The organism is Legionella bozemanae (assembly GCF_001648595.1).
GTDB lineage: Bacteria > Pseudomonadota > Gammaproteobacteria > Legionellales > Legionellaceae > Legionella > Legionella bozemanae.
This window is the reverse complement of record NZ_LBAW01000004.1, coordinates 215,765-227,341: the sequence shown is the minus strand read 5'-3', so window position 1 is coordinate 227,341 and position 11,577 is coordinate 215,765. Positions and strand designations below refer to the sequence as shown.

Here is an 11,577-nt window from a genome sequence, read left to right as displayed (position 1 = left end):
GTTATGATTTCGCCTTTGCCAAACTATTATAAAAAAAGGAACATTATGTTATGACTGAGAAGAATAAAACTAAGCCAAAAAAAACTCCGGAAAAAACTGAATTAACTCCCTCTATGCTTCTTATTATTGACCTGGTATCCATTTTATTTAGTTTGATGCCTAGTGTTGCTGCTTTTAGCCTAACAGGCTTATTTATTTATCATGGTTATGCAGGTACCTGGCTAGTTCTTCTGGCAGCCCCCTTTGTTTTATTTGCTTCTTTTATCCTGATTATTGCAGCAATTAGACTGTGTTTGCCCCGCTTAAAACCAGGTCGGTATAAACGTGAAATGAATCAAATGACTGTTGCCTGGTTTTGTCATTTTGCTCTTGCGCGTTCTGCTAAAGTGGTGGGTTTAACTCCTTTATTGCAAACATTCAATGTGATTAAGTTTTTTTATTGGCGTGCATTGGGTGCCAATGTTTCCTTTCAAATTGTAAATTCTTTTGATATAGATTTTGTTGATTGCCCATTAATCACCATAGGAAAAAATGTCACTCTTGGGAGTGGAGTGTCAATTAGTTGTCACTCTGATGTTGGTAGCTTGCTTTTTCTGGCTCCTGTAATTATTGAAGATAATGTTTTTATAGGTATGTCGACCGCTATTGGTCCAGGAACGACCATTAAAAAGGGATGCTGGATTGGTTATGGAAATACGTTTGTCAATCAGGTGGTTGAGGAAAATACACGATTTGGTAATCTCAGGCCTACTCCAGATATAGAATAAAAAATATGAATCCTTTGTTCCTGACTTATAGCGCCACCTACTAAGCTCTATACATCGTTGTAAGCTCGCTGAGTACACTTCTTCATCTCACTATATTTGCGCCTTGTCTAGAACTTAGTGGATAACGCTATATTATTGAGCTCCCAGCCGAAATATTATTGGCATATAAGGAAGATTGAATAAAAAAAGAATAATTATAAAATATAATGCAGAACTAATGTTACCTATCCGCACCCATTTTTGCTCCAGATTTTCAGGCAGCCAGGCCGTAATTGCATAAGTCAGGCTGTATAAAATCCCCGTGATGATACAAATGACGACATTAACGTCCACAGAATACGATTGGAAAATTTTATAAGTCATCATTAAAGCTAAAAAGAATAAAATCACTCGATAAATACGTAATAATAACTTCAGCCAGGATGGAGCTCCTGATTCTACACTTCCATCTTGAAAGTATGCGTTAAAAAATATAATTCCCAATACCGTTAATGGGATTAAAATAAGCAGGGGATTGACATATTCTTCGCCGCCACTTAAAAAATGGCTTAGATAAAGAATAAAATACACGATACTAATCAACGCTAAGAAAGGCAATAAATAGTACATCATTCTTAACAGTAAAAAGCGCAAGCTATAGATAATTTTGATGTTTTGCTGGCCGACCCCTAATCCTATAAAAAATAAAGTAACATGGGAAATCAATTGAAAATGGAAATTATTGGAGTATAAGTTCCATAAATAATCGTTACCTACAGTTTTGAAAATAAAAGCACCTAACAAGATAAGTATATTGGCTAAAGCTGAAAACAAAGAAGCAACGAAAAGCAGAAGAATAGTATTCCATACTGCAGCAAATAAGCTGTTATAACTGATACGCCAGGTATTATCATGATGGAATGCGTAGTGAAATGAATGACCCACATAGACAAATAACGGGAAGGCACTCAGAAATGTGATCCAATGCTCAAGAGGTAAGGACGTATAACGAGCTTCTATAGGAAGCAGGGGTAAAGACAGGAATAGAGCGATAATGAAACTGCTTGCAACTAAGCGAAAGCAATTTTTTCCATTATAAGCCAATCCATATAAAAGGGCTAAAAGACCAATTAAAGCGTAATCAAATAGCTTAGTAGTTTCATTGCGAATTAATCCATCAAGGGCGAATCCAAGGAGTAAGCCAATTAGAGTAAAAAGATAGATTCCTTTTTTCGATGGCATGCTGTTTCTCCTTAAGTATATAAATTTAGAATAGCTGATTTTAAAAACACTTGCATTATTAGTTTTTCTCGATTTATTAGGCCTCTAGAACAATTAAGTAAGTATTATTGTTTTATTTTAATTTGCGTTTTTGTAGAATGGACTTTAGGGACCGATTAACTAATTCGTTGGGCTCACTATGCTGAGTAAAGAGGAACGTTTCAAACAATGGCGTGGTATCAAATTCCATGCAGAGCAAAAAGCTCTAAACTCAGCATTGCTTATTAGCAATTACGTTAACTCAGTAGATAATCTTGAAGTCATCAAAGCGAATGCGCAGACAAAATATAACGATTTTAATCAATATAAGGCGCTCTCATGGGGAACAGCCGTTTTTGTCAAGTTCTTTATCGATGAAGCAATTGCACAACTACCTAAGACAGCTGACAAAGAAATAGCATTACTGACTCATTCCAGTGAAGCTATTGCTACTTTATATGATAACTGGAAAGATAATACTGCAGGCAATATTTTTGCTTTAATTGGAAATATTGAAAAATTACTTGCTTTGAACAGCATTCCTTTTACTGATAGAAATCAATATAAAACGTTTCTTCTTTCTTCATACATGCTATTTCACATTATCCAAATAGCCATTACTCAAATAGAGAATGATTGGAAGGCGCAAATTGTAGTTTCTCTTCTTGTGGATCTTGGACAAATCAAGCCCAAGATAGACTTTTTTTTATTACAAGTAGAAAAAAGAATGGAGCAGTTAAAGTCAGAGCAACCCACAAAAAAAACGGACGATATTTTACCTATTGCGCCAGATCCGTTAAAACCTTTCAAAGTCCTCTTGAGTAAACGCTATCTTAAAGTATTAGGTATTAGCCCTTTGGACAGCGCAAAATCATCTCAAAGAGCAACAGGTTTACCTATTCACAAACGACTTGCCCCGGGAACCAGGTTGCATCAGGCAAAGAAACCTGTAAAACGGAGCGCTCTTGACAGTCTTGCTGCACTTGAAGCAGATATAGAAAAAGTTTCATCAGGTATTTTCAGTCTCATTGAACTGCGGAGTAAAAAGGTAGATTTTGAAGCCAAAATAGAGGCAGTAAATAAACTACTTTTATTTGCAGAAGAAAATGATAAGAAAATCACGGGAAGAAAAGATTTTTTAGATTTTATAGAAGAGCATGCTCAGTTATTGCAAATACTTTTAGAAATTGCAGAAGAAGGCTCAAAACAACAATTACTTGAGAAAATAAAGCAATTAAAAACCCTTGCTGAATCTTCTGATCTGTCTTCAGAAGTGCTTCAGCGAGTGAGCTGGGTGACTTCACCGATAAAGGTTGTTTATCGAACTACTACACCCCAGATAGTACAAAGCATGATTGCATCCACTCTTCCAGCTACCCTAGATAGCACCTGCAAAACGGAACTTAAAGATCTGGTAAATACTTGTTTGCTGGACTTACGAGAAAAACTAAAGAAAAAAGAGCACCAAATTACAGCCATAAATAATCGTTTTTTTAATCAAGACGAAGAGTTAAAACAGTTAATCGCAAAGGAAAGTTCTGAGCAGCTTGCTGCATTACAAAAAGCAAATGAGGTAATGAAAGAATCTGTGCGAGCTAGCTCTAGACTGCTTACTACCGTAAAAGAAAATTCATCTTTTCTGCAGAGCCTTCAGACAAAGAGCCAAACCTTGAGCACATTTATCAAACTACATGATGGTTTTTTCGTAAAAATTTCTAATTTTCTAGCCCAGTACTTCTCCTTCTTTAAAACTAAGACTGCAAAAATGATTGATGATGCTGCTGCTTGGAAAATTAAAGTGGATGGATTAATAGGGGAGTATCAAAATATTGTGGATCAGGGAATACGCCAAATTGAGTTCATTCCAAATTTGGAGGATTCGATTAAAATTCAAATAAAAAGCCAGTTTGTTGCAGAAGAACAGCAGATACGCAGAGAAAAACCAAATTACATCAATCCAAACAAGCGAACCGTGCGTTTGTTAATGAACAATTTATCGCATTTGTTTGCTGCAAAAACCCAACCCCTTAGAGAACAAACGAATGAAGCAGAGCTTGATGAAGAGCAATCTATTTTAGTTTGTCTTTAATTGTTTGATATTTTGTCTCTAAAAAAATTCATAGGCATTTTCCAGAACACGTTTGACTTTATTCAGCATTTTTGTCGCTATGTCTTTCTTTATTTCGTTTGGCAAGACACTGAGTTTCGTTTGTTTTTGAATTTCCTGAGTTATCAATGACATAAAGCACTTGATTTTTCTGAACGCTATGTTTAAAGTTCGATCAGACCTAACTACATTCAGGAGGATTAAAAATGCTAGGTTTTTTTAATAAGGAAAATAAATGGCGTGCAACCATGCAAGTCACAAATGGCCTTTTTCTTGCTATGACCGCGTATAAGATGTTTTCAGATCCGGAAACTGTTTGGGAAAATGGTTTTGAGATAGCAATGCTTGCTCTTAACATAGTTACCTTCAGTAGAAATGATAATGCATTGACCAGTATAGGAAATGCCGCTCTTAATTTTACGGGTTTGGGCACTGCTTATGCGGGAGCGACATTGGGCTGCTCTGCGAATTCACTCACAGAGAATATAGGGAATGCTCTGTTGCATCTGACCAATGCAGTAACGAGTATTTGTTATAAATATGAAGCAAATCAGGATACGTCCCAAGAATCTCCAGTAAAAACAATGTAATCAATTGAGATTGGGCTGCAAAGCCCATAGTTCTTAAAGCATTCAAACTATTTAAAAATAAATCATTTCTAATCTCATAAAATTATCAGTTGTAACAAAAAATTTGAGCTATATTAAAAATACAGGATTTGAACAACTAGAAAAAGGACAAATCATGAGTGCTCTCCTGCTATTATTTTTAGCAGTAACTGTAACCTCTTTTCCGCAATTGCCAGTAGCGTTTCCTCATACACAAGCAATTAAGAGTGATATTCGTTTCATCAGTGAAATCACACCTTTTTCAGAGCCAGAACAAATTAACGACCAATCATTAAATGTTATTAAGATGCTGTTGACTCATGAAGCTCCGCACTTAAATCCGCTAGTGATTGACAAGGTGCTCACTACCCTTAAGTGTGCTACCGCGTATAATGTGGATCATAATAATATTTTAACGATTATCGATTATTCTCTGCCTTCAAATGAAAAGCGTTTTTGGGTGTTTGATTTAAAAGCAAAGAAATTATTGTTTCATACTTACGTGTCGCATGGCATAAAATCCGGTGCGTTATTGACCAATTTCTTTTCTAATAAATACAATAGTAAAGCAAGTAGTATTGGGGTTTATCAAACGCAACAAGCTTATTATGGCCGAGATGGTCTTTCATTGCGTTTGGATGGTTTGGACCGTAATTTTAATGATAATGCATCAGGTCGGTCTGTTGTAATGCATTCGGGATGGTATGTAGAAGAAAATTTTATTAAAAGATACGGAAGACCTGGACGAAGTTGGGGATGTCCTGCACTTCCTTTGGAGAGCTCCCAAGCAATTATTAATACCATAAAAGATAAATCTTTATTAGTTATTTATTATCCTAGCGACGCATGGTTTGCCAAATCAAAATTTTTAAATTGTGATAAAACCATACCTCAATATACGAATTCTGCGGCCATACAAATACCTGATATTGCACCTGATGAACAACGTGACGCTATTTTATTTGTAGGTAGCGGATATAAAGGCAGTAAACACGCTGAAACTAAACCTGTTACGGTCATTTCAGCAGATACATATGAGCGGGTATTTCATACCACAGCACCATTGACACGGATGCTACGACGTCAGATTAACAATGCAGAATACATTGCATTAAATGCACGAGAACTTTTTTATTTGTCTAACAACACCAATCCAGATAGTGCAGGTCAAGAAGATGGTATTAATGCCATTCGTTTTGTAATACCTGTTCTAAAAGTAGTCCGAGGTGGTTATTATGAGACGCAAATGCAATTTGTCAATTTAGGTAAAATCAAGGCAATTAAAATCAATGGCACTTTAGCTAGAGACAATTCTCTTGCGAACAATTTCACGGTTTATTTTGAGGGAAACTCATCAGTTAATTTAAATGCGCATAATGAATTCATTCGTTGGGTAGGATTATAGGGTTGTTATGCCTTTGCAACAGTGAAGGAAAGCTCGAGAATATATTATTTCCCGGGCACGGCATCACCAAGTCCCAGGCTATTTCGACTCATTTTTCGAGTCGTCCAATTCAAGCCACATTGCATTTAAGATGGCAAAACAACAGGCCAGGCCAGTACCCAAAATCCAGGAAAAATACCACATAATCACCTCCTAATAAGCTGTATCTTGATTTTTAGTAATTGTTTGTTCTGTTATTTTTCCTCGTAATACATGGTAAACCCAAGCGGTATAAAGCAAAATTAGCGGTAACAGAATAACAGTTCCTACTAACATGTTAAACAAAGTTAACTGACTTGAAGAGCTATCCCAGACCAGCAAGCTTTGTCCAGGATTAGACGAAGAGGGTAGTATAAATGGAAACATACTGACCCCTACAGTGGCGATAATGCCTGCAACAGAAAGGGCGCTGCAAATAAAAGCTGTTTTGACATGTTTTGCAGCAATGAAGGCTAATAATGCTGCAATTATGCCGACACCTGGAGCAAATAAAGTGATGGGCAGATCGCGGTAGTTAAAAAACCAAGCATCAGCAAGCCGAATAGCCGTCTTGTAATGCGGGTTTGATGGGCCATCATGAGCTAAAGCTCCTGTCACACTGTAACCATCAATACCATAATGAAGCCAAATTCCAGCGCCAATAAAGATCAATATGCTCAGGAGAGCGGATATTTTTCCTGCAGTTCTGGCTCGCTTTTGGATGCGTTCTTCTGTTCTTAAGTTGAGGAAAAAAGCACCATGCATGGCAAGCATCAACACAGACAACAAGCCACACAGCAGGGCAAAAGGATTCAGTAAATCAAGGAAGCTGCCAGTGTAGAATGGTCTTAAATATTCATCAAAATGAAAGGGAACACCCTGTAATACATTGCCAATGGCAACACCAAAAATGAGAGCAGGGACAAAACCGCCAACAAATAAAGCATAATCCCAGAATGAACGCCATCGGGGATCTGCTAATTTCGAACGGTATTTAAAACCAACGGGACGCAAGATTAGCGCTAACAAAACCAGAAGCATCGCAAAATAAAAGCCCGAGAAAGAGAGGGCATATAAGGCAGGCCAAGCAGCAAAGATGGCGCCGCCGCCGAGAATAAACCATACTTGATTTCCTTCCCAGGTTGCGCCAATGCTATTAATTAGTATACGTCTTTCTATATCTGTTTTTGCAAGCCAGGGCAGCCACATAGCAACGCCCAGGTCAAAACCATCCATGACTGCAAAACCAATCAGTAATATACCGAGCAGGAGCCACCATATAATTCGTAATGTTTCATAGTCCAAAGGCATAATGAATCTCCTAGTGCGCCATATTATCAGGGCCAAGACGGATGTATTTAACCATCAAGAAAACCTCAACTATGGCAAGAATTGTATAAAAGAGGATGAATCCGCTTATTGATGTTAATACTTGAGTAGTGCTTATGCTGGATGTGCCCATCGCAGTAGGTAAGATATCCTGGACTACCCATGGTTGACGTCCGTATTCTGCCACTACCCAGCCCAGTTCTGCAGCAATCCAAGGTAATGGTAGTGAATAGAGGGCTATGCGTAAATACCAACGGGTAGTGTGCAATTTACGTTTCATGGACAAGTAAAAACCTGTTGCAAATAAGAAAATGAAGAAGAATCCGCAGGCAACCATGATACGGAATGAGAAAAATAAAGGGGTAACGCGAGGTTTTAGATCATGGGCTGCCTGGTTAATTTGATCTTCAGTTGCGTCAACTACTTTTTCAGTATATTTCTTCAAGAGCAGGCCATAACCTAAATATTTATTGTGTGCCGTAAAATCAGCTTTTGCTTGCTCGTCATTAGGATTTTTTTGTAATCGGGTTAATGCTTCATAAGCAAGCATACCCTCTTTGATTCGTTCTTTTCCTTGAGCGATCAATTCAGCAATACCTTGTAGGGGCTCCGTAAATGTGCGTGTTGCAATTAATCCTAATGCATAGGGAATGGTTACTGCATAATCAGTTGTCATTGTTTCTTCATTAGGAATACCAAAAACTGTAAGACCAGCAGGAGCCTTTTCTGTATGCCACATGGCTTCGATTGTTGCGAATTTCATTTTTTGATTTTGATTATCAAGATAGCCGCTCTCATCGCCTAACACGACTACTGCTAAAGCTGAGGCAAGCCCAAAGCTTGCAGCTACAGTTATTGAACGTTTGGCAAATTGGATGTTTCTGTTTCGTAATAAAAAGTAAGCGCTAATGGATAAGACAAAAATTGAACCTGTGACGTAACCAGCACTAATAGTATGAACAAATTTGGCTTGGGCAACCGGATTAAACATCACCGCAACAAAATCGGTAACTTCCATCCGCATCGTGTGGAAATTAAACTCCGCTCCAACAGGGTTTTGCATCCAACCATTAGCAATCAAAATCCATAATGCGGAAAGATTTGTGCCTAAGGCAAGTAACCAGGTACAAAACATATGTTGCAAGCGACTTAATCTATCCCAGCCGAAAAAAAACAAACCAACAAAAGTGGCTTCTAAAAAGAAAGCCATAAGTCCTTCAAGAGCCAGCGGAGCACCAAAAACATCGCCAACATAATGAGAGTAATAGGCCCAATTGGTACCAAATTGAAACTCCATAGTCAGTCCGGTAGCTACACCTAAAACGAAATTAATGCCAAAGAGAATTCCCCAATATTTGACCATCTGTCGCCAAATATCGTGCCCTGTCATTACATAAACTGTTTCCATAATCGCTAAAATGAGCGATAAGCCCAATGTGAGTGGGACAAAAAGGAAATGATAAAGCGCTGTTAGAGCAAATTGTAAACGGGAAAGATCAACCAGGTCACTACCAGGAATCATTGCTCACCTCACATGTCGTATACTGTATTGATAAAATCCTTGCTATATCTCCCTGTAATCTTTAAAAAAGCATTAGGGATTTCCTTAGTTCATTTTTCATTAGAAAAAATATATTCTTTTTGTTGGCTGGTGCCTAACAGCCATTGTTCATTGCTTTGATGTGATCTTTCCACATCCTTAAAGCAAATTATCCATAGTAAAATCAACAAGCTAAACTTAACAACCAAGGTTATTAGAATATCACGAGTTAGTGGTTTAATCATGTTCTTTAACCCCTTTTTTCTTGGCTTAACATCCCATATTTTAAAGATTCTGCGATGAAGGTGGCTTTTTGAAAAATTTCCTTGGCAGCATCCAAAGGCAAATGATTTACCGCTTCTTCTTGGAATAAATTAAGCCAACGGTCAAAATGTGCTTCATCAATTTGGGTGAGTTGTTTTAATAGGGTATGTTTTTGATAGGCATTACCGTGATACTCATTAGTTTTCAACATAATGCTATTCCAAAATTGGCAAAGCAGGGGGATATGTTCATCCCAATCAACCTGTGCTGCATCATTGAAAATTGGACCAAGGATCTCATCTTTCTGTACTTTTTGGTAAAAATGAGTCACAAGTTTTTCAATATGTGTTTTATTCAGCTCAGTCATATCATTACTACCTGCTGATGCAATGAGGTAATGATAATAAAGTTTCATTTTAAATACAACTTTAAAATAGTACCAAAACTTATTATTTTTTTCCTGCATGAATTAGCTCAAGTAAGGCCTGAGCATTATTATGTTTTTCATCTTTAGCGCTGTATAACAAAGTTACAGTCTGACTTTTTGCTTGAGTCGTGATCGTTGCGAGTTCTTCCTGCTTTTCTGTGAGTTCTTGAGCATAGCGTTTTTGAAATTCTTCCCATTTATCAGGTTCATGATGAAACCATTGGCGTAATTCGTTGCTTGGGGCGATTTCCTTGAGCCATAAGTCTATAGCGGCTGCTTCTTTTTTCACTCCGCGAGGCCATAGCCTATCAACCAATATTCTATATCCGTCTGAAGAATCAGGTTTGTCATAAATTCGCTTGATTTTTATTTTGTGCATCGTGTTTTTCTCCTTTAGGAGTAAGATTGAGTAAGGGGGAGAGTTCAACTTTGTTCTGAATAATATCTGCCAAGCTAAATTGTTCTAAAATCGCAAAAAAGGCACTTTGTGCGTCAATGAGAATTTTTCGCAATTTACAAGTTGGGGCAATGCAACAATTTGCTTCTTTCTTAAAACAGGGTACTAAATCAAAGTGAGGTTCAAGTTTTAAAACAAGCGCTTTGAGATTAATTTCTGCAGGGTTTTCAGCCATGACAATGCCGCCATTTTTTCCTCTAATTGTTTTAACAATTCCTAATTTAGATAAATTATGGATTATTTTTATTAGATGATTGTGCGAAATAGCATAAGCTGTAGCAATGTCATTAATAGTACATGTATTTTGTTTTATCGCAATATAAATTAAAGCACGTAATGAATAATCAGTAAATTGAGTAAGCTGCATTAATTACCCTAAACATGAATATAGGAATCTATTATTTCTTTTTATCAGATGTATTTCAAATGCTGGTTTTAAGTAACAAAAAATTGACAGACCTACTATTATTAAGGCGCATTTCAGCTATAATTTAACTTATGAATATTGAAAAATAGGAATTTATTATGAGCAGAAATACTATGATGAGAATCATACGTACTGCAGTTTTTGCTCTCGGCCTATTTACTGCTGGAGCAAGTTTTGCCTACGGCTGGCATGGTGGTTATTATCATGGTGGTGGTTGGCATGGCGGCTATTATCATAGTGGTTGGCACGGCGGCTATTATAACGGCTGGCGTGGTGGTTGGTGGGGACCTGGTGTTGGTGTTATTGTGGGGACTCCTTATTACTATAACAATTATTACTATCCTGAGTGCCAAACTGTTCGTGTATGTAATCGATATGGACATTGTTGGTTGCAAGAGTCCTGTTATTAATTAAAGAAGTCGCTTTCTGCAATTAAAACAACGTTTGAGCGAGAATCAATTCTTTTGTCAATGAGCGAATTTACATCCCATCACTTCCTTCTTCCACAATGTCATTACCTTTATAGTTCCGCGCAGAAAAAGCGAAGCAAAATTTAATCGATTCATTTATTGTTTATTTTATAAGCATATTTCGCTTTGTTTTCTTGAATTCCAATATTAAGGCTACTTGCGAGTCTCGCATACTAGGTGTATGTTGAATAGGAATGGATTGTAAAGTTGGGAGTTGAAATGGAATCAACGATCGAAATTATTGGCTATGTTGCCTGCTGCCTTGTTTTAGCGACTTTCTATGTCAAAAGGATTTTGACATTACGTCTTATCGCAATCTGCTCTAATGTAGCATTTATTCTTTATGCTCTTGGGAGCACGCTCTATCCGATTTTTATTTTGCATTCGTTATTATTACCATTGAACTTATATCGGATTTTTGAAATAAAGAGAGGTTCGTTCTGCGCTCTTAATAGTTCAGCGGAAACTGCAGTGTCTATGGAGGAAGTAAATGGTTAAGAAAATGTAAATAATAGTTGC

15 protein-coding genes are annotated in these 11,577 nt (G+C 37.2%); 6 read left to right on the top strand and 9 right to left on the bottom strand.

Annotated features, from left to right (window positions below):
• Positions 1-50: 50 nt before the first annotated feature.
• Positions 51-767, top strand: a complete 717-nt coding sequence (locus A8O27_RS05415) for a DapH/DapD/GlmU-related protein (protein ID WP_058460058.1) — start codon at positions 51-53, stop codon at positions 765-767.
• Between the two features lie 132 nt (positions 768-899).
• On the opposite strand, the gene A8O27_RS05410 is transcribed toward A8O27_RS05415, so the two are convergent.
• On the bottom strand, positions 900-1,988 hold the full coding sequence (locus tag A8O27_RS05410) for a hypothetical protein (RefSeq protein ID WP_058460059.1): 1,089 nt from the start codon (positions 1,986-1,988) through the stop codon (positions 900-902).
• 178 nt (positions 1,989-2,166) lie between these two features.
• On the opposite strand from A8O27_RS05410, the gene A8O27_RS05405 reads away from it, so the two are divergent.
• The gene (locus A8O27_RS05405) at positions 2,167-4,095 is read left to right on the top strand and encodes a coiled-coil domain-containing protein (protein WP_058460060.1); all 1,929 of its coding nucleotides are present in this window, start codon (positions 2,167-2,169) and stop codon (positions 4,093-4,095) included.
• An 18-nt stretch (positions 4,096-4,113) separates the two neighbouring features.
• Here A8O27_RS05405 and A8O27_RS19305 read toward each other — a convergent pair whose 3' ends face one another.
• A complete protein-coding gene (locus tag A8O27_RS19305) occupies positions 4,114-4,248 on the bottom strand; it encodes a hypothetical protein (RefSeq protein WP_259293081.1) in 135 nt (44 codons plus the stop codon).
• A 71-nt stretch (positions 4,249-4,319) separates the two neighbouring features.
• Between A8O27_RS19305 and A8O27_RS05400 the strand changes: the two genes are divergently transcribed.
• Positions 4,320-4,703, top strand: a complete 384-nt coding sequence (locus A8O27_RS05400; RefSeq protein WP_058460061.1) for a hypothetical protein — start codon at positions 4,320-4,322, stop codon at positions 4,701-4,703.
• Positions 4,704-4,857: 154 nt separating this feature from the next.
• Positions 4,858-6,126: a murein L,D-transpeptidase catalytic domain family protein gene (locus A8O27_RS05395; protein ID WP_058460062.1), complete on the top strand. Its 1,269-nt coding sequence runs from the start codon at positions 4,858-4,860 to the stop codon at positions 6,124-6,126.
• Positions 6,127-6,204: 78 nt separating this feature from the next.
• Here A8O27_RS05395 and cydX read toward each other — a convergent pair whose 3' ends face one another.
• From cydX to A8O27_RS05365, 7 genes are all read right to left on the bottom strand, one after another.
• Positions 6,205-6,309, bottom strand: coding sequence for a cytochrome bd-I oxidase subunit CydX (cydX, locus tag A8O27_RS05390; protein WP_058460063.1), 105 nt, complete (start codon positions 6,307-6,309; stop codon positions 6,205-6,207).
• A gap of 9 nt (positions 6,310-6,318) precedes the next feature.
• Positions 6,319-7,455 carry a cytochrome d ubiquinol oxidase subunit II gene (gene cydB, locus A8O27_RS05385; protein WP_058460064.1) on the bottom strand — a complete coding sequence of 379 codons (1,137 nt, stop codon included), beginning with the start codon at positions 7,453-7,455 and terminating at the stop codon, positions 6,319-6,321.
• A gap of 10 nt (positions 7,456-7,465) precedes the next feature.
• Positions 7,466-8,995: a cytochrome ubiquinol oxidase subunit I gene (locus tag A8O27_RS05380; RefSeq protein WP_058460065.1), complete on the bottom strand. Its 1,530-nt coding sequence runs from the start codon at positions 8,993-8,995 to the stop codon at positions 7,466-7,468.
• An 89-nt stretch (positions 8,996-9,084) separates the two neighbouring features.
• Positions 9,085-9,258 carry a cytochrome oxidase putative small subunit CydP gene (gene cydP, locus A8O27_RS19005; protein WP_165483275.1) on the bottom strand — a complete coding sequence of 58 codons (174 nt, stop codon included), beginning with the start codon at positions 9,256-9,258 and terminating at the stop codon, positions 9,085-9,087.
• A gap of 5 nt (positions 9,259-9,263) precedes the next feature.
• Positions 9,264-9,743 (bottom strand): group III truncated hemoglobin, encoded by a 480-nt coding sequence (locus A8O27_RS05375; protein WP_235810545.1) that lies wholly within the window; start codon positions 9,741-9,743, stop codon positions 9,264-9,266.
• Complete coding sequence (locus A8O27_RS05370) at positions 9,727-10,083, bottom strand: DUF488 domain-containing protein (protein ID WP_058460066.1); 357 nt, start codon at positions 10,081-10,083, stop codon at positions 9,727-9,729. Before A8O27_RS05370 ends, A8O27_RS05375 begins: the two co-directional genes overlap by 17 nt.
• Positions 10,052-10,528 (bottom strand): RrF2 family transcriptional regulator, encoded by a 477-nt coding sequence (locus A8O27_RS05365; RefSeq protein ID WP_058460067.1) that lies wholly within the window; start codon positions 10,526-10,528, stop codon positions 10,052-10,054. The genes A8O27_RS05370 and A8O27_RS05365 overlap by 32 nt, the downstream gene beginning before the upstream one ends.
• A 158-nt stretch (positions 10,529-10,686) precedes the next feature.
• Between A8O27_RS05365 and A8O27_RS05360 the strand changes: the two genes are divergently transcribed.
• Positions 10,687-10,998, top strand: coding sequence for a hypothetical protein (locus tag A8O27_RS05360; RefSeq protein ID WP_058460068.1), 312 nt, complete (start codon positions 10,687-10,689; stop codon positions 10,996-10,998).
• A gap of 279 nt (positions 10,999-11,277) precedes the next feature.
• On the top strand, positions 11,278-11,556 hold the full coding sequence (locus tag A8O27_RS05355; protein ID WP_058460069.1) for a hypothetical protein: 279 nt from the start codon (positions 11,278-11,280) through the stop codon (positions 11,554-11,556).
• The last annotated feature ends 21 nt before the right edge of the window (positions 11,557-11,577 follow it).

Coding starts and splice junctions, on each gene's coding strand:
- A8O27_RS05415 (WP_058460058.1), top strand. CDS start 51: ATGACTGAGAAGAATAAAACTAAGCCAAAAAAAACTCCGGAAAAAACT.
- A8O27_RS05410 (WP_058460059.1), bottom strand. CDS start 1,988: ATGCCATCGAAAAAAGGAATCTATCTTTTTACTCTAATTGGCTTACTC.
- A8O27_RS05405 (WP_058460060.1), top strand. CDS start 2,167: ATGCTGAGTAAAGAGGAACGTTTCAAACAATGGCGTGGTATCAAATTC.
- A8O27_RS19305 (WP_259293081.1), bottom strand. CDS start 4,248: ATGTCATTGATAACTCAGGAAATTCAAAAACAAACGAAACTCAGTGTC.
- A8O27_RS05400 (WP_058460061.1), top strand. CDS start 4,320: ATGCTAGGTTTTTTTAATAAGGAAAATAAATGGCGTGCAACCATGCAA.
- A8O27_RS05395 (WP_058460062.1), top strand. CDS start 4,858: ATGAGTGCTCTCCTGCTATTATTTTTAGCAGTAACTGTAACCTCTTTT.
- cydX (WP_058460063.1), bottom strand. CDS start 6,309: ATGTGGTATTTTTCCTGGATTTTGGGTACTGGCCTGGCCTGTTGTTTT.
- cydB (WP_058460064.1), bottom strand. CDS start 7,455: ATGCCTTTGGACTATGAAACATTACGAATTATATGGTGGCTCCTGCTC.
- A8O27_RS05380 (WP_058460065.1), bottom strand. CDS start 8,995: ATGATTCCTGGTAGTGACCTGGTTGATCTTTCCCGTTTACAATTTGCT.
- cydP (WP_165483275.1), bottom strand. CDS start 9,258: ATGATTAAACCACTAACTCGTGATATTCTAATAACCTTGGTTGTTAAG.
- A8O27_RS05375 (WP_235810545.1), bottom strand. CDS start 9,743: ATGCAGGAAAAAAATAATAAGTTTTGGTACTATTTTAAAGTTGTATTT.
- A8O27_RS05370 (WP_058460066.1), bottom strand. CDS start 10,083: ATGCACAAAATAAAAATCAAGCGAATTTATGACAAACCTGATTCTTCA.
- A8O27_RS05365 (WP_058460067.1), bottom strand. CDS start 10,528: ATGCAGCTTACTCAATTTACTGATTATTCATTACGTGCTTTAATTTAT.
- A8O27_RS05360 (WP_058460068.1), top strand. CDS start 10,687: ATGAGCAGAAATACTATGATGAGAATCATACGTACTGCAGTTTTTGCT.
- A8O27_RS05355 (WP_058460069.1), top strand. CDS start 11,278: ATGGAATCAACGATCGAAATTATTGGCTATGTTGCCTGCTGCCTTGTT.